This window comes from Kitasatospora sp. NPDC127060, assembly GCF_042724935.1.
Classification (GTDB): domain Bacteria; phylum Actinomycetota; class Actinomycetes; order Streptomycetales; family Streptomycetaceae; genus Kitasatospora.
The window spans coordinates 1-17,302 of sequence record NZ_JBHXEG010000126.1; the positions used below are offsets into that span (position 1 = coordinate 1).

A 17,302-nucleotide genomic window follows, 5' to 3' on the forward strand; every position below is an offset into this window, starting at 1 on the left:
ACCCCTCCACAAACAGGGACCACCGGCCGGGGGGCTTACCACCCACCCCCCCCCCGGGGCGCCCCCGCGGCGGCGGGGCCCCCCCCCCCGGGGGCGCCCCCCCCGCTCGGCCGCCGCGGCGACGGCCCGATCCCCTTCGATGTGTCATGAACCACCTCCACGGACCGCGGAGGATGTGTCATGATCCTCCCGAGTGTTCGCGCGCTCCGGGGTCGGTGCAATTCCGAACCGGCGGTGAAAGTCCGCGACCCAGCCGAAGCCATCGGCTGGTTGACCTGGTGAAACTCCAGGACCGACGGTGAAAGTCCGGATGAAAGGTAGTGCGCGGCGACACATCGTCCGCCCGGGCGGGGGTCAACTCCCGTGCCCGCTGCGCGGCTTGGTGCTCGCTTTCCCCGGAACGGCGTCTGTGCACGGGGGCGGGCCGCCAACTCGTCATCCTCCCGCGCACCGGGCGCCGTCCATTGCGGAAGGCCGCGTGCGTCGTCACGCGTCCTTCCGGATGGCCGCGTTCTCTCGCAGATCAGCGAACCCCACGGACCCATCGGTCCGGGGTTCCCGACCAGGAGAGAGCAGATGGCAACCACGTTTCCGACCCCCACCGACCGCCTGCACCACGTGGAACAGGCGATCGAGGCCTTTCGCCGCGGCGCCTTCGTGATCGTCTTCGATGACGAGTCCCGCGAGAACGAGGGCGACCTCATGGTGGCGGCCGAGTACACCGACGAGGCCGCGATGCGGTACATGCTGGACCACTCCTCCGGCGTGGTCTGCGCGGCACTGCCGTACGAGCGATGCGAGGAACTCGGTCTGCCGCAGATGACGGCCGACAACTCCGGTCTGCACGGCACGGCCTTCACCGTCTCGGTGGACCTGATCGCCGGCGGCACCACCGGCATCCCGGTCGACGAGCGGGCCCGCACCACCCGGGCGTTGGCCGACCCGACCACCGGGCCGGACGACCTCGGACGCCCCGGCCACGTCTTCCCGGTGCGGGCGGCCCGTGGCGGCGTGCTGGAGCGGGACGGACACACCGAAGCCGCGGTGGACCTGTCCCGCCTGGCCGGACTGTCCGGAGTGACCTCCATGTGCGAGGTCGTCCGGCCGGACTGGAGCATGGCCCGCCTCGGTGACCTGCGGGCCCTCGCCGAACGCGACGGACTGGTGCTGATCTCGGTGGGCGACCTGCGGGCCTACCGGCAGGCCACCGAGCCCACCGCCTGACGCAGCGGGTAGCAGTGCCCCCTTTCCAGGGTGGTCGGGCCACGGCGCCGCGGCCCGACCACCAGGCCGACGGCCGTGAGACCGGCCACGGCCGCGGGAGTCGGCCCTGTGGTACGTTCCGGCACCAGGGGGCTGACATGGATGAGACATCGGAAGCGCGTGCCGAACTGGACCGGTTGAGGCACTCGCTGCGCGAGCAACTGGTCACGCTGCTCACGCATTTGACCATTCGCGTGCACCTCCGCCGGCTGTCCCTCGACGAGCCGGAGGTCGCCGGCCGGCACGAGCCGCCGCTCCACCGCTACGCGACGTGGTACCAGGGCAATCGTCCGAAGACCTCCACCGCCGCCGAGACGGCCTCCCGTGCGACCCACCTCCTCCGCGCCGCCGGTTGGGACGTCACGGCGTCACAGGAGGATGACGACGGGAGACTCTGGACGGTGCTCGTCGCTCACCGGGACGGCAACGAGATCCTCATCCTGACCAGCGACGACACACCCGCCGTGGTGTTCCGCGCGCGGACGCCGGCACTGGACCTGTCCGCCCCGCCACCGGTCCGGCAGCCGGAGCCGGAGCAGGAACCGGAGCAGGAACTGGTGCGGACGCCGGAGACCCTCACACCTGGCTACGTCCTCTGCTACGAGTGCGACGGCCTCGGCTGGTGCCCCGGCTGCGGTGGCCGCGGCTGGGTGCTCGACCGGACCGGGCGAAAGGGCCGGTGCCGGGAGTGCCGCACGACGAAGGTCTGCGCCATCTGCCGGGGCGGGGGCGAGCTGAGCGTCTTCGGTCTGTCGCCGTACCAACGCGGCTACTATCCGGAACTGGACATCGCCGACTGACCTGACGTGCTCGCGGGCCGGCTGACGGCCCGCGAGCCAGTCGGAAACTCATCCCGTACCTCCCGCCGGACCCTACCCCGGATCCCGGATCCCGGATCCCGATGGACGGTGAACGGCGAACGGGCGGCGGCCCGGAGCCGGTGCTCCGGGCCGCCGCCGTCGTGCGGGTCGGGATCAGTACTGGGTGGTGATGGTGACGCCGCTGAAGTCGGTCTGGGCGTAGAGGCTGATGTAGCGGTAGCCGGCCGTGGTGTTGGTGACGGTCAGGCTCTGGCTGGTGGTGCCGTTGGTGGTGGAGCCGGTGGTGTAGGCGCTCGGGGTGGCCCAGGTGTCGGGGTTGTAGAGCAGGTAGGCGGTACCGGTGCCGCCGGAGCTGGAGACCTTGAGGGTGGTGGTGCCGGCCGGCAGGTAGATGTAGTAGTAGTCCAGGTTGCCGGCGGTCGCGGACTGGCCGGTGCGGGAGCAGTTCTTGTCCAGCACGCGGGCGTCGGCGGCGGTGCAGCCGGTGAGGCTGCCGACCGTGACGGACTGGCTGATGGTGTTGGTCTTGCCGTTGCCGTCGGTCACCGTGAGGCTGACGGTGTAGCTGCCGGCCGCGGTGTAGCTGTGCGCGGGGCTCTGGCTGGTGGAGGTGGCGCCGTCACCGAAGTTCCAGGCCCAGGAGGCGATGGAGCCGCCGGACTCGGTCGACTGGTCGGTGAACTGGACGTTCAGGCCGGACGGGGCGGCGGTGAAGGCGGCGGTCGGGGTACCGCCCACCACGCAGGCGCCGGCGGCGCAGGCGTCCAGCCAGGTGTTGAACTCGGCGTCGTACGCGGTGCCGATCGAGTTGTAGGTCGCGTAGCCACCGGTGTAGTCGCCGGTGCGGAAGTGGCCCAGCATGTTCTGGATGACGTCCGGGTGCTTCTCGGCCATGAAGCGGACGGCCAGGTAGCCCCACGGGTAGGTGCGGGTGGTGTCGCTGTTGTCGTAGGTGTTCTGGAACAGCGTGCTGAGCGCGTAGGTGTGCTTGGGCGCCTCGGCGATCGCGCCGGTGTCGGTGATGTTGCGGTAGCTGTAGGAGACGTACTCGGCGACGCCCTCGATCCACCAGACGTCCGGGACGGAGATCTGCTGGGTGAAGTCGCCCTTCATGTCGAGGCGGCCGTCGAGGGCGTGGGTGTACTCGTGGTTGAGGTTCCAGATGCCCGCGGTGAAGCCGTCGTTGCCGTTCTGGTACGTCAGCGACAGCGGCTGGTTGCCGGGGGTGGCCGGGTCGCCGATCAGGGTGATGCCGCCGTTGTTGGTGCTGACGCCGTAGATGGCGCCCGCGTAGGTCTGGTAGTCCTGCGGGGAGGCGAACACCACCATCTGCAGCGAGTTCTCGTACTGACCGGCGATCGGGCCGCTGTCCTTGACCAGGTTGTGGAAGAACGGGTCCTGGTTCTGGAGGCTGGCGCAGACGGCGGCGAGGTCGGCGGCGGTGAGGCTCTGGGCCAGGATGCTGTGGCTGGAGTCGCAGGTGTGGCTGACCGGCAGGGCGGCGGCCTTGAGCTGGTCCGGCAGGTTGCAGACGCCGTAGTACGAGCAGTTCGCCTTGTCGTAGAAGGCGGCCATGCCGGCCACGCCGACCCAGAGCGGCGCGGTGGGGCCGGTGATCGAGGAGGCGTCCATCAGGCCCTTGATCAGCGGCCGGACGGTGTCGGCCAGCGCCGGGTGCTCGATGAACCGGGCCGTCTCCAGGCCGGCGTTGGAGTCGAGGAAGGAGTTGGTGCCGCCGAGCATGCCCTTGTGGTTCAGCGCGAAGCTGTCGAGGGTGTTGATGATGCTCGGGTCGGCGGTGACGGCCGCGACGTAGTCGGCGTTCTGGTGGCCGCGGAAGATCGGGGTGTACACGCTGTTCGCGAAGTTCACCATGTACCAGGACGCGTCCCACGAGCTGTTGTACGCGTTCAGCACCCGCTGGTAGGTGCCCAGGTAGTGGGCCTGGAGGTTGGCGCTGTCGGAGAGGATCATCGCCTGGCCGGCGACCTGGCCGTTGCCGTCGTTGACGTCCAGGAAGTGCGGGCTTGCCACCAGGGCGTCGAGCGCGGACTGCACCGCGGCGGTGAGCGTCGCGTCGTAGGTGCCGACGTCGGCCGGGTGGTAGTACTGCACGAAGTAGCCGGCCTGGAGGAAGTAGACCAGCTGGTAGATCCCGGTGGAGTTGTCGCCGGTGTACGAGGCGGCGGCGCCCTTCAGGCCGTTGGCGACGGCGAGCATCTGGCTCTGCTGGAACACCCCGTGGGCGTCGCCGCCGGTGATCCGGAACAGCGAGCTGACGCAGTCGACGGGCACGCCCTGGAGGTAGCTCACCAGGTCGGCGCCGCTGCGGCCGCTGAAGTCGGCCGGGGTGCAGGAGGTCTGGGCCGCACCGGCCACGTGCCCGCCGGCGACGGCGGCCCCCTTGGCCGGAGCCTTGGCGAGCTTGGGCGTCGGGGCCTGCGGGGCGGCCGACTGCGGTGAGCGGGGCGGGAGTTGCGCAGGTGCGAGGCGGCCCGCCTGGGTCACGGCGTGGGTGTCGAGGCCGAAGGCGGCGCCGGTGGGGGCTATGCCCTGGGGATGCGCGGCTTGCGGGGCCCGGCTCACCTGCTGGCCGGCCTGCGCCGTGGGGGCGGCGAAGCTCGGGGCGGCGGCGAGGCCGGTGATGGCGGTGCTGGCGGCGGCGAGCACGGCCAGTGCCCGGGGTAGCCGGAATAGGTGACGCATCGTCACTCCTTGCTGGGGGGCGTGGGGGTGAGCCTCCGACGCGTTTGCCGCGGAGGCTTCGCCTGGCACCGTGCCACGGACGACCCGTCACAATCAATAGGGTGTGACATGTCACTTTGGTTCGTGCATCTGCCCTTCGGACACGAACACGGCAGGGCTACCGACGGCCGTCCGTCCGCCTCCGTCCGCCCCTCCACGCACCCCTGCGCACACCCTTGCGATGACATATAACCTGTGACATTGTTCTGAGCCTGATTCCGGTGACAGGTCACACGTCAACTTCCCCCTCCGCCTCGTGGCCGACGCCGCGTCACCTCCCCCACCTCAGGACAAGGACACCGCAGTGCGCCTGCGCCAATCCCTTCCGCTCCTGGTGGCCGCCGCCCTCGCCGGCCCCGCCACCCTGCTCCCCACCCCCGCCCTCGCCGCGTCCACGACCGCCGCCGCAGCGCCGACGGCGCGGACCGCCACGGCCGAAGCGCCCGCAGCCCCCGCCGCGCCCAAGCCGTTCGGCGCCGAGGTCGCGGCCCCCGTCTCCGAGGAGCTGGGCCGCACCGCCGCGCCGCTGCCGCCGGAGCAGCTCGGCCAGGCGCTGCAGCCCACCGGCACGGCCGTCCAGACCGGTCGGCACCCGACCGCCCCGGCGGCGGCCAAGCACACGCTGACCGCCCAGGCCGCACCGGCCGCGGCCGGCTGCACGCCCGCCGACTTCGGCTCCCGCAGCGGCGCCGATCTGGTCTCCTTCGTCCAGGGCGCGACCACGGACTGCGTCAACACCCTGTTCAACGTCACCGGCAGCGATGCGACCGCCGTCTTCAAGCAGTCCCAGATGCTCGCCGTCGCCAACGCCTTCAAGGCCCAGGCCGGGAGCTACACCGGCGACAACTCCGCCAACCTCCTGCAGCTGGTGCTCTTCCTGCGGGCCGGCTACTACGTCCAGTCCAACAACGCGGGCACCGTCGGCCCCTACGACGCCTCGCTCACCGGCGCCGTCCAGGCCGGCCTCGACGCCTTCTTCGCCGGCGCGCACTGGAAGGACGTCAGCGACGCCAACGGCACCGTGCTCAACGAGGTGCTGATCCTCACCGACAGCGCCGACATCCAGGGCCACTACCTGAACGTCTACCAGCAGGTCCTGAACGGCTACGACAACGGCTACAACGCCTTCCCCAAGATGGTGAAGGCCGTCAACGCCGTGCTGTACGCGCCGCTGTGGCGGGCCAACTGGAACCCGGACTACGTCAGCGCGATCAGCGCCGACCACGGCGTGATCACCGCCCTGGCGAACTTCGCGCAGAAGCACAAGGACCTGCTCGGCACCGCCAACCAGTTCCTCGACGTCAACGCCGGCAACGACCTCGCCCGCACCACCGGCGACGGCGGCTCCGTCACGGCCTTCACCCGCCCGCTGGTCAAGCAGGTCCTCGACGGCACCCCGGTCGTCGGCAGCACCGGCCCGCTGTACGTCTACACCGCGTACAACGCCAACCAGTACGACGGCTCGCAGTGCTCCTACTACGGCACCTGCGACCTGCCCGGCAAGCTCACCGCCGCCGTCCTGCCCAACACCCTGGAGTGCGACAACCGCACCATACGCACCGAGAACCTCACCCCCGCGGAGCTGGCCACCGTCTGCGCGAGCCTGCGCGGCGAGGACACCTTCTTCCACTCCATGGTCAAGGACAACGGCCCGATCCCCGGCCAGTACGGCAAGACCATCACCCTCGCCGTCTTCAAGAGCCAGGCCGACTACCTCACCTACTCCTGGGCCATCTACAACAACTCCACCAACAACGGCGGCCAGACCGTCATGGACGTCACCGACCCGAACAACAAGCCGGTGTCGGTGATGTACCGGAAGTCCTACGACGACGGCTTCCCCGCCAACGTGTGGAACCTCAACCACGAGTACACCCACTACCTCGACAACATCTACGACATGAAGGGCAACTTCGGCACCGAGATCTCCGTCCCCGACATCTGGTGGATCGAGGGCGTCGCCGAGTACGAGTCCTACAGCTACCGCGGCACCACCGACACCCAGGCGATGGCCGAGGCCGCCACCCACCGGTACAAGCTGAGCACCGTCTTCCAGAACACCTACGACAACTCGGACACGGTGCGCACCTACCCGTGGGGCTACCTCGCCGTCCGCTACATGCTGGAGAAGCACCCGGCCGACGTCCAGAACATGCTCGGCCACTTCCGCACCGGTGACTACCAGGGCGGCTACGCGGTCTACAACGGCCTCGGCACCTCCTACGACGCCGACTTCGACACCTGGCTGAACGCCTGCGCCGCCGGTGCCTGCTACGCCGACGGCCCCACCGCGCTCTTCGGCCAGGCCGTCGACGGCGCCACCGTCACCCTCACCGACAAGTCCGTCGAGACCAACTCCCAGGCGTCGCTGACCTCCTGGCACTGGACCTTCGGTGACGGCAGCAGCTCCGACCAGCGCAACCCGGTCCACACCTACGCCGCCGCCGGCACCTACACCGTCGCCCTGACCGTGACCGACAGCGCCGGCCGGACCGCCGCCACCCCGACCTCGGTCACCGTCACCGCCGGCGGTGGCAGCACCACCCTGCCGACCTGCACCGACCCGCGCACCGACGCGCTCGGCCAGAACTGCTCCCGGCCGAACCAGGCCCGCACCGCCGGCAGCCTCGACTACTTCTACCTCTACCTGCCGGCCGGCACCACCACCCTGAAGGTCTCCAGCTCGGGCGGCACCGGCAACGCCTCGCTCTACTACAACGCCGACACCTGGGCCTCCCCCAGCGCCTTCACGGCCTCCTCCACCAAGCCGGGCACCGCGCAGACCCTCACCGTCACCAACCCGACGGCCGGCTACCGGTACGTCAGTCTGCACGCCGACACCGACTTCAGCGGTGTGACGGTCAGCGCCCAGTACTGACCGGTCGGGACCACCGGCTCACGCCTCGCTCAACCCCTTCGACAGGGCGGCGAGATGGCCGTCGACCGGCCCCAGTGTGAGCAGACCGCTGCCCGCCCCGGCGAGTTCGCCGGCGGCGGGCAGCAGTGCGTCCCGGGCCCGTGCCATCGCCGCGCGGTCGCCCGACTCCACGGCCAGCACGGCCTCCAAGGCGTAGCGGGCCTCGTACAGCAGGTCGGCGGGCGACGGCGGCAGCGCCCCCAGCGCCGCCCGGGCCGCGGCGCGGTCACCGGCGGCCAGCAGGGCGAAGGGCTCGGCCCAGGGCCGGTGCGGGCCCCAGTCCAGACTCAGGTCCACCTCGGGACGGCTCTCCCCGGCCGCGATCCGCAGGGCCAGCAGCGCGAGCGGCAGCAGGCCCGCCGCCAGCCCCGGCATGCCCGCGCCGTGCAGGTCCGCGGCCGCCGCGCGGTAGGCCGCCTCCGCCTCGGCGGCGCGTCCGTGGGCGGCCGAGCGCAGCGCCCGGTACCAGTCGGTGAACACCCTTACCAGCGGCAGTTCATGACGGTTCGACAATTCCGATGCAGCGTCGGCGTGTTGGTCGGCCGCAGCGAAGTCCCCGCGGGTACAGGCGGACTGGAGGCGGATCAGCCGCCCGAGCACCTCGTGGACGGTCAGCCCGTGCCGGGCCGACAGCTCCACCAGCTCGGCACCGACGGCGTCGCGTTCGGCCGCCATCCCGGCCCGGGTGCAGGACTGCATGAACCGTCCGTTCAGGGCGAAGGCGAGCAGCGCCGGGTCGTGCAGCCGGCGGGCGATCGCCTCCGCCTCGCGCGCGGCCCGCGCGGGCCGTGGTTCGCGGCTGCCGCGTGACTCCAGGGCGACGGTGGCGAGCAGCCGGCAGCGGGAGACGCCGTCACCGGCGGGCAGGGCGGCCAGGGTGCGCTCGGCGGCCGCGACCACCCGGGCGGCGAGGTCCGGGTCGTCGCTGCGGGTCCAGATCGCCGGGACGTCGTACGCGCCGATGACCCGGGCGGTCAGCTCCGGGTCGCCGTACTCCTCCGCGCCCGCGATCACCGCCATCCGCTGCTCGCGGGCCGCGTGCAGGCCCTCGCCGCCGCTCACCGCGAGGCCGCGCATCAGGCCGACCGTGCTCTCCAGCCGCGCCCGCGCGCCGAGCGCCACCGTCCGGTCGTAGGCCGTCGCCGCGTCGTGCCACAGCCGGGCCGCCGAGGTGTCGGCCGCCGGGTCGAGCCCCCGGTCCTGGGCCAGGATGTCCGCCTCCAGGCGGCGCAGCGCGGGCCCCGGGTCCAGTCCGAGGCCGTCCGCGAGCACCGTCCGGGCCTCGCGCAGGGCGGCCAGCGCCTCGCCCTGACGGCCGCTCCGGTACTGGGCGAGGGCCAGCAGCCGCCAGGCCTCCTCGCGCCAGGGGTGGTCGGCGAGGTGGGCGCGCAGGTCCGGGACGGCCTGGGCGGACCGGCCGAGCGCGAGCAGGGCGCCGGCGCGCTGTTCGACGGCACGCAGCCGCAGTTCGGTGAGCCGGGTCCGTTCGGCGCGGCTCCAGTCCTCGTCCGGGTGGTCGGCGTGGGCGGGGCCGCGCCACAGCGCCAGGGCCTCGTCCAACACGGCCAGGGCGCGCTCGGCGGACGGGCCGGAGTCCGCGCCGGTGACGGCCGTCCCGGTGACGGCCGCCTCGAAGCGCCAGGCGTCCACCGCCTGCGGTTCGGCGCGCAGCACGTACCCGGGGCCCTCGGTGGCGAGCATCCGGGCGGGTGCCCGGGGCGGCCGGTCGGGTTCGAGCACCCGGCGAAGGTCGGCGACGAAGGTGCGCAGGGCGCCGAGGGCGGCGGGCGGCGGGTCGGCCCACAGGTCGTCGACCAGTCGGGTGACGGGCACGACCCGGCGGCGGGCCACGATCAGCCGGGCCAGCACCGCCCGGTGCCGGGGCCCCCTGAGCCCGAGGGCGGTGCCGTCCCGCTCCGCCGTCAGCGGACCGAGCACCCCGAAGGTGACCTGCGCCATTCCGTCCTCCCGCCGTTCCCGCAGGTCAGGCTACCGCGCTGATCGAATGCTGATCCGGGCCCGGCAGGCTCGTACCGTCCGCCCCCGAACGAGAGGCTTCGCCATGACCGTCACCATCCCCGGCTTCCACCACCACCGCGTGCCCGTTGCCGACGGGGTCTCCCTGCACACCGCGATCGGCGGCCAGGGCAGCCCGGTCGTGCTGCTGCACGGCTTCCCGCAGACCCACCTGATGTGGCGGGCCGTGGCCGCCGACCTCGCCGCCGACCACACCGTGATCTGCCCCGACCTGCGCGGCTACGGCGCCAGCGACAAGCCCGCCGAGACCCCCGACGGCCTCGCCTACGCCAAGCGCACCATGGCCGCCGACATCGTCGCCCTGGCCGCCGCGCTCGGCCACCGGCGCTTCGCCGTGGCCGGGCACGACCGGGGCGCGCTGGTCGCCTTCCGCGCCGCCATGGACCACCCCGACCAGGTCACCCACCTGGCCGCGCTGGACGTCCTGCCGACCCTCGACATGTGGGAGGTGATGCACGGCACCACGGCGGCCGTCGGTTTCCACCTCTACCTGATGGCCCAGCCGCCGGGCCTGCCGGAGCGGATGATCGCCGCCTCGGCGGACGCGTTCTTCGGCCACTTCCTCGACCTGTGGTCCCGCGACGCCGCCGCGATCCCCGCCGACGTCCGCGCCGCCTACCTGGCCGCCTGCCGCGCGGCCGTCCCGTCCATCGTCGCCGACTACCGCGCCTCGGCCGGCGTCGACGTCGACCACGACACCGCCGACCGCGCGGCCGGGCACCGGCTCGCCATGCCCGTCACCGTCCTCCAGCAGGACTGGGGCGCCGCCCTCGGCTTCGACGCCGCCGCCCGCTGGCGCCCCTGGGCCCCCGATCTGGACCACCGGACCGTCACCTGCGGCCACTTCATGGCTGAGGAGGCCCCGGCCCTGGTCACCGCCGCCCTCCGCGGCCTGCTGGCCCGGTAGCCGACGCCCTCGGGGCTCAGAACCTGCTGGTGTCGAGGTCCACCTCGAAGGGCTCGGGGATCCGTCATGCCACTCCGAACGGATGCGGCCCCTGGACCCGGGCGCACCCGGGCTCACCCGGCTGGGAGAACCGCGTGCAGGTCCGCTCCACGCGGTCCACCAGCAGACAGGGCGGCGCACCGAACTGCGCGTACCGGCGGCGCTTCACGGTTCGGTCGGCGTCGGCGTTCGACGGCGAGGTCACCTCGACCACCAGGAGCGTCCGGTCCGGCGACAGCGCTCCCTCCGCTTCGAGGAGCTCCTCCGGCAGGACGGCCATATCGGGCAGGTAGGAGGTCGCTCGGGGCCGCCCAGCGCGGACACCACCGATGCCCCTACTCTCGCCCCGGCCCGTCACCACTGCGGGTGAACCGATTTCGGGCGATCTCTAGCCAGCTGATTAAGCGCTTGCTTAGACTCGGGCACCTGTCCGTTTTCCGTGCGAGTACGCCCCCGGGAGTTGCCCATGACCGCCGTCAACCGCCAGATCCGCCTTGCCCGTCGTCCGGTCGGTGAGGTCCGGCCGGAGGACTGGGCGTACGGGGAGGAGGCCGTGGGGGTGCCCGGGGACGGGGAGTTCCTGGGGCGGACGCGGTACGTGTCGCTGGACCCGGCGATGCGCGGGTGGCTGGACGACCGGCCGTCGTACCTGCCGCCGGTGGGGCTGGGCGAGGTGATGCGGGCCGGGTCGGTGGTCGAGGTGGTCGCGTCGAACCACCCGGGCTTCCAGGTCGGCGACCACGTGGTGGGCGCCTTCGGGGTGCAGGACTACGCGGTGTCGGACGGCAAGGGCGCGCTCAAGGTCGATCCCGCGCTGGCCCCGCTGTCCACCTACCTCGGGGCGCTCGGGATGTCCGGGATGACGGCCTACTTCGGCCTGCTGGAGGTCGGCGCGCTCAAGGAGGGCGAGACCGTGGTGGTCTCCGGCGCCGCCGGGGCGGTCGGCACGATGGTCGGGCAGATCGCCAAGGTGAAGGGCTGCCGGGTAGTCGGGATCGCGGGCGGGCCGGAGAAGTGCGCGCTGCTGACGGACGAGCTCGGCTTCGACGCGGCGATCGACTACCGCGCCGAGGACGTCCGCAAGGCGCTGCGCACCCACGCCCCGGACGGCATCGACGTCTACTTCGACAACGTCGGCGGCCCGATCCTGGACGCCGCGCTGACCCGGCTGGCGATGCACGCCCGGGTGGTGGTGTGCGGCGCGATCAGCCAGTACAACAACGAGGACTCCGTCCAGGGCCCGTCCAACTACCTGTCCCTGCTGGTGCGTCGGGCCCGGATGGAGGGCTTCGTGGTCTTCGACTACGCCCGCCGGTACGCGCAGGCGGCGGCCGAGCTCGCGGGCTGGATCGGCGAGGGCCGGATCAAGGTCAAGGAGCACCTGGTGGAGGGCGGCGTGGCGGACTTCCCGGAGACCCTCGGGATGCTGTTCCGCGGCGAGAACACCGGCAAGCTGGTGCTGCGCCTGGTGTGAGGCGCTCCCCCGGGCCCGTCGGGGTCAGAGCTCCGAGAGCAGCGCCCGGGCCGCACGCCGACCGGGCCCGCAGGGGGCGCCCCCTGCGGGCCCGACGGGACGGACCGTCCGGGATCAGCCGGTGGTCCGCCGACGGCGGCGGAGCGCCAGGACACCGCCCGCGAGCGCCAGGGCCGCGGTCGAGCCGCCGACCAGCATCGGCGTCGAGGACGAGGCCGGCTCCATCGTCCGCGCGGCGCCGTAACCGCTGGACATCCCGGCGGCGGCGTACTCCGAGCCGGGCAGCTTGTCGGCGTAGCGGGCCTTGACCAGCTTCTGGTAGGCGCTCAGCGAGGCCGAGTCCTGGCCGTTCAGCCCTTGCCGTGCCTGGTCGTTGAGCGGCTTCACGGTGCTGACGGTGAGTTGGTACCAGCCGCGGATCTGCGGCTCGGTGAACACCAGGCTCCCCACCGTGGCCTTGCCCGCGTACACGGCGTCGCCATCGCCGTCGCGCACACCGGCCAGGTGCCAGCCGCCACCCTCGGTGGGGGCGAGCAGGACGGTGGCGTTGCGACCGTTGACCGGGGCGTTCAACGCCGATACCAGATGGCTCAGCCGGATCGCCTCGGTCGGGATCGGCAGCGCCGTCCCCGCGACGAACCCGGGGGTGATCTCGTTCAGGGCCAGCGGGTCCTTCACGGTGAACGCCGGCATTCCCTCGCACGGCGCGGCGTTGTCGGGGATCCGCTGTGCCGCTCCGGCGGCGTCGCCCTGCGGCAGCGGCACGCTGAGGAAGCGGCAGACGGCGTCGTGGACGTCGGCCGACCGCACCAGGTCGAGGGCGGCCTGGTAGTCCGGGATGTCCGCCGGCACCGGGTCCTTGGCCGGAGCCGCGTGGGCGGGGCCAGCGAGGGCCAGCAGTACGGCGGCGCCCACCGCCAGGACGGCGGCCGGACGGAACGAACGGGAGGGACGGAAAGGGTGGGAGGGCCTGGAGGCCGCCCGCACACTGGATGATCTGGTGTCGCGCATGTCGCCTGCCTTACCTGGAGATGCCGATCCGGGAGTGGGTCCACTTGAACGAGCTGTTGCTGACGTAGTCCTGGTAGTTCCACCACGTGTAGGTGGCGGTGTCCGGCCACGGGTCGGCGACGGCGATGGTGTTGTTCGACGTGTCGAAGCCGTAGACGACGTTCATGTGGCCACCGCCGGACGTCCACCCGATGCGGGCGGCGACCGGCCGGGCCGCCTTGACGTCGGTGTAGACCTGGTTGAACGTGGCCGCGCTGTTCAGGCCCGAGCCGAGGTGGGTCATGCCGAGGCTGTTCCAGCCCCTGGCCATGTCGTCGAGGGTGGCCGGCTGGTTGTTGCAGCCGTAGTAGGGCTGGGCGCGGGTGCAGAAATCCGTCTGGGTACTGCCGTAGCCCTGGAACTTGGCGATCGTCAGCCCGGAGGCGACCCAGCACCACTGGGTCTTCTCCTGCTTCAGCATGGCGATGTTGTCCTGCCCCGCCTCGGCGTGGGCCTGGCCCGGTACGGCGCCGAGCAGCGCCGCTGCCGCCAGTGCGACGGCCGCCGGCGTGGTCGCGATTGTGGATCTGCCCATGGGTCTGCCTTTCCGCGCGAACGCGAACGTGTGCCGATGGAGCTTGCGGAGCCATGACAACACGAAAGCAGACGATCACGGAGAGTACACGAAGGAGCGTTACCCGGACGGGTGAACCGACACCCGGAGCGGCCCCCCGAGCAGGACGGCGCATTGCAGCACCGCAGCACCACTCGCCGACCGCGTAGCCGAGCGTCCGGCCTGCCGGATCAGACAGGCGGCATCAGACGGGCGGCATCAGATCGCTCTCGCTGACGGTGTACGTCAGCGGCGGGTAGCCGAAGTCCGTCTCCTGGTTCTCCCGGCGGCGCAGTCGGTAGAACTCGCGGCTCTGCTCCTCGTCGGCCGGCCGCAGGCGCGCACCCTCCGGGAGGTAGGCGTGCCCGTCGCGGAACCGGAGGAAGGTCTTCGAGGTCCTGAAGGTGACACCCAGCCATGGGTTGTCGGCCGCCCCGGCGGGCGCGTCCAGCACGATCTTGTGCCTGAGCCGCCGGTTCGCGTCGACGGAGAACACGACGACACCGTTGTGGACGAGGGGGACCTCGAACTTCTCGCCGTCGGCTGCCTTCGGCTCGAACACCAGCTTCCTCGGCGGGCCCGCCTCGGGGTTCCGGTAGCAGGAGAAGACGGCGATGAACGAATCGTCCGCCAGGTCGATGGCCTGGTCGGAGTGGGCGCCCATGGTCGTGTAGGCGTTCGTGTAGCTCTCGATGAGCGCGTTGTTGAAACCGGCCGCGATCCCCGCGCACTCCTGGATCCGTTGCGCGAGGCGTTCGTGCACCGGCCGGAAACGCTGCGTCGGGCTGCCGTACCGCGTGGTGGTACGGACCAGGGGCACCCCGCCCGACTCGTCGACCCGGGTGAGCACGGCGCCCCGCCGGCCCTTGCCCACGTCCTCCCAATCGACCGACGCGGACAGCTCCGCGAAGGGGTCCCCCTCGGCCGGAAGGGCGTACGGGAGGATCTCGTCCGAAGTCCTAGGCGCGGGGGGCACGGTAGTCTCCCGTGTTCATGCTGAAGCGGAATCCGTCGCCGTAGTCGATGAAGGACGACGTCCTGTTCTCCTCGGCGTACAGCCTGCGCAGCTCGTCCAGGCCGGCCGGCGTGGGCGGCTCCAACTCCACCGGTCCTCCGGCCGTCTTGAGGAACGTGCGGCCGTCCCTGTGCACGGCCTCGGCGCTCGAACAGCGCACCACGTATCCCAGCCGGGTCGGGAGCGACTCGGCGTCCAGCATCGAGGACCGGATCTCGTGGGTGTACAGGCGGTTCGTGGACAGCGGCATGAAGAACACGGAGCCCGGGTGCAGGGTCAGGGTGAACTGCGCCGGGAGCGCGACCCCGTCGAGTTCGGCGCTCGGGTCCTTGAGCCGGAAGTGGAGTCTGGTCAGCCCGCTGACCTTCTTCACCCCGTGGTCGAAGGCGTCGTCGGCCATCGGCTGCAGCTTGTCGAGCCCGTCGTAGAAGGTGCAGAAGGCCATGACTCCGTTGCCGGGCATGTCCTTGGTCTTGTCCGCGTGGGCCGAGATCTTGGCCTTGGACTGCTTGCGCCCGGCCGTGGCACGGGTGTTGTGGTAGATCTGCGCGAGGACGTGGTTCAGCGGCGCGTGGCCCCGGAACACGGTGGCGGCCTCGCGGTTCAGCGCCTCGACGATCCGGGTGTCGGTCGGGCCGAAGCCCTCGGTCGGCCCCGAGAGGTTCGTGGAGCAGCGGAGCAGACGGAAGTGCAGGTCGTCGCCGTCCCGGGTGACGGGCGTCAGGTAGATCCCGCTGCGATGGGCCGTACCGGGCTTGGTCGACTCCGTCAGGGACTGGAACTCGTGCTCCGCACGGATCCGTCCGAAGTGATCGGCGTCGAGCCCGAAGAAGCGCCGGTAGTACACGCCGACGCCGTGCACCCTGGTGGGAACCCGGCCGAGGCCGACCACGGTCCACGGGGCGTCCGCGTCCTCCTGATGACCATGCGACCGCTCCCGGACGACGAACACCCTGTCAGCCGTCCGCAGTTGACCGACGTCGAGCCCGGAGACGTCGCCGCACAGGTAGACGGTCTTCCCCGCGAGGTCGGGCGAACCGGAAGCAAGGCGCTCCGGCGTGACGGTCGCCCCGAAGAACTCCCCGAGCACCCCGTCGTCGTGCAACTCCGAAGGCGCGACCAGGATGTTGCTCGCATCGTCGATGCGGGCCTCTGCCGGCTCCGTCGTGTCCATCAACCTGTCCGTCCGCCCCGTACCTGCCATCCGGCGATGCTCTCACGGGGCCGGACAGCGGGCAAAGGGGATTCACCGCCCGCTGCCGCGGCGCCCCGAGGGGTCTGCCGACTACCCGCCACCGTCCCGCCGCAGGCCCGACACCACCGGCTCGGGATTGTGCAGCAGGAGGTCCTGCCCGAGCGGGGTGAGGGCGTGGCGGACCTCGGTCCCGACGCGCTCCGTGGTGATCGCCCCGGCGGCGCGCAGGGCGGTGGCGTGGGCGGAGGCGGAGGCCGGGCTGAGGCCGATGCGTTCGCCGAGCAGGGTGGTGGTGCAGGGGCCGAGGCCGATCGAGCGCAGGGCGCGGGCACGGGTCGCCCCGACGAGCAGGACGAGTCCGTCGGCTTTCCGGACGGTGCCCGGATCGGGCGGTGGAACGCGGACCGGGTACAGCAGCGCCGCCGGTTGCCGTCCGTCCAGGGCCGCCGCGACCGAGGTCAGGAAGAAGTTGGGGCGCAGTTCCAACCCCTGCCCGTCCAGGGCGAATCGGTCGTGCAGCGCGTGCGCGGGGATCCGCAGCACGCCGTCGGCCCGCCAGACTGCCCCGGGGTGGACGGCCTCCAGCATGGCGCCGGTGCCGACTTCGGCCGCGGCGCGGGAGAGCCCGGCGATGTCCGCCGTCAGGGCGCGCTGGATGTCGGGCCAGTCCGATGCGAAACAGGACCGGAACAGCGCCCAGATGCCGTCGGTGACCTGCCGCAACCGGCGCGGCCCGCCGTCCCTCAAGTCTCTGACCACGGCCGGCAGATCCGGCCCGTTGCCGTAGAGGGCGAGGTCCTGGCACAGGCTGTCCTCGGTGACGGCGAGGATGACATCCAGCTCGTCGACGAGCCGGCGGTGGCAGGAGTCGATGCTGACCGCGAGGAAGTCCGGGAGGACTCCGGGACCGGCGTTGACGAGTTCCAGGAAGGGCGCGGCCCGGTGCGGCACGTGCCGGCGCGCTCCGCGCCACCAGCGGTCGCGCACCGATGTGGCGCTGACGCACCGGTATTGGACCCCGGCGGTCCCGCCGAGGATCTGGTCCAGCGGCGAGACGGTGAGCCTGGTGCGGGCCACATCCGGCACGGTGAAACGCAGTTCGAGCATGTCTCCCCCATGGCCGGTCCGGCATCCGACGGCGGCAAGCATGGCGTGCTCCGGACGGCTTCGGGGCGGTTTCGGGAGTATTCGGTTCCGGCTGAACAGCTCGCGCCGCCGCGACCCCGGCGGCCACCCTCTGTCTGGGCCGGGTACCGCGGGGCCGGGACGACCGGAAGCCCCGGCCC

At 71.9% G+C, this 17,302-nt stretch carries 13 protein-coding genes and 1 riboswitch; of the genes, 5 read left to right on the plus strand and 8 right to left on the minus strand.

The window, feature by feature from the left end:
* Positions 1-197 precede the first annotated feature (197 nt).
* Positions 198-328: riboswitch (FMN riboswitch) on the plus strand.
* 248 nt (positions 329-576) lie between these two features.
* Positions 577-1,224: a 3,4-dihydroxy-2-butanone-4-phosphate synthase gene (ribB, locus tag ACFWIS_RS38520; RefSeq protein WP_380455896.1), complete on the plus strand. Its 648-nt coding sequence runs from the start codon at positions 577-579 to the stop codon at positions 1,222-1,224.
* Between the two features lie 137 nt (positions 1,225-1,361).
* Positions 1,362-2,063: a hypothetical protein gene (locus tag ACFWIS_RS38525; protein ID WP_380455893.1), complete on the plus strand. Its 702-nt coding sequence runs from the start codon at positions 1,362-1,364 to the stop codon at positions 2,061-2,063.
* Between the two features lie 174 nt (positions 2,064-2,237).
* Here the strand turns inward: ACFWIS_RS38525 and ACFWIS_RS38530 are convergent, their stop codons facing one another.
* Complete coding sequence (locus ACFWIS_RS38530; RefSeq protein ID WP_380462887.1) at positions 2,238-4,790, minus strand: collagenase; 2,553 nt, start codon at positions 4,788-4,790, stop codon at positions 2,238-2,240.
* Positions 4,791-5,133: 343 nt separating this feature from the next.
* Between ACFWIS_RS38530 and ACFWIS_RS38535 the strand changes: the two genes are divergently transcribed.
* Positions 5,134-7,707: a collagenase gene (locus ACFWIS_RS38535; protein WP_380462889.1), complete on the plus strand. Its 2,574-nt coding sequence runs from the start codon at positions 5,134-5,136 to the stop codon at positions 7,705-7,707.
* An 18-nt stretch (positions 7,708-7,725) separates the two neighbouring features.
* On the opposite strand, the gene ACFWIS_RS38540 is transcribed toward ACFWIS_RS38535, so the two are convergent.
* Positions 7,726-9,705, minus strand: coding sequence for a BTAD domain-containing putative transcriptional regulator (locus ACFWIS_RS38540; RefSeq protein ID WP_380462891.1), 1,980 nt, complete (start codon positions 9,703-9,705; stop codon positions 7,726-7,728).
* A gap of 103 nt (positions 9,706-9,808) precedes the next feature.
* Between ACFWIS_RS38540 and ACFWIS_RS38545 the strand changes: the two genes are divergently transcribed.
* On the plus strand, positions 9,809-10,690 hold the full coding sequence (locus ACFWIS_RS38545) for an alpha/beta fold hydrolase (protein WP_380462893.1): 882 nt from the start codon (positions 9,809-9,811) through the stop codon (positions 10,688-10,690).
* A 64-nt stretch (positions 10,691-10,754) separates the two neighbouring features.
* On the opposite strand, the gene ACFWIS_RS38550 is transcribed toward ACFWIS_RS38545, so the two are convergent.
* The gene (locus ACFWIS_RS38550; RefSeq protein WP_380462895.1) at positions 10,755-11,090 is read right to left on the minus strand and encodes a Uma2 family endonuclease; all 336 of its coding nucleotides are present in this window, start codon (positions 11,088-11,090) and stop codon (positions 10,755-10,757) included.
* Positions 11,091-11,195: 105 nt separating this feature from the next.
* On the opposite strand from ACFWIS_RS38550, the gene ACFWIS_RS38555 reads away from it, so the two are divergent.
* The gene (locus ACFWIS_RS38555; RefSeq protein WP_380462897.1) at positions 11,196-12,203 is read left to right on the plus strand and encodes an NADP-dependent oxidoreductase; all 1,008 of its coding nucleotides are present in this window, start codon (positions 11,196-11,198) and stop codon (positions 12,201-12,203) included.
* 114 nt (positions 12,204-12,317) lie between these two features.
* Here the strand turns inward: ACFWIS_RS38555 and ACFWIS_RS38560 are convergent, their stop codons facing one another.
* The 5 genes from ACFWIS_RS38560 to ACFWIS_RS38580 all read right to left on the minus strand — a co-directional run bounded on the left by ACFWIS_RS38560 (position 12,318) and on the right by ACFWIS_RS38580 (position 17,123).
* A complete protein-coding gene (locus ACFWIS_RS38560) occupies positions 12,318-13,118 on the minus strand; it encodes a hypothetical protein (protein ID WP_380462899.1) in 801 nt (266 codons plus the stop codon).
* A 106-nt stretch (positions 13,119-13,224) separates the two neighbouring features.
* A complete protein-coding gene (locus ACFWIS_RS38565) occupies positions 13,225-13,788 on the minus strand; it encodes a papain-like cysteine protease family protein (protein WP_380462901.1) in 564 nt (187 codons plus the stop codon).
* A 223-nt stretch (positions 13,789-14,011) separates the two neighbouring features.
* On the minus strand, positions 14,012-14,782 hold the full coding sequence (locus ACFWIS_RS38570; RefSeq protein WP_380462903.1) for an alpha-ketoglutarate-dependent dioxygenase AlkB: 771 nt from the start codon (positions 14,780-14,782) through the stop codon (positions 14,012-14,014).
* A complete protein-coding gene (locus ACFWIS_RS38575; protein WP_380462905.1) occupies positions 14,766-15,995 on the minus strand; it encodes a hypothetical protein in 1,230 nt (409 codons plus the stop codon). The genes ACFWIS_RS38570 and ACFWIS_RS38575 overlap by 17 nt, the downstream gene beginning before the upstream one ends.
* Positions 15,996-16,106: 111 nt before the next feature.
* Positions 16,107-17,123, minus strand: a complete 1,017-nt coding sequence (locus ACFWIS_RS38580; RefSeq protein ID WP_380462907.1) for an ArsR/SmtB family transcription factor — start codon at positions 17,121-17,123, stop codon at positions 16,107-16,109.
* Positions 17,124-17,302 lie beyond the last annotated feature (179 nt).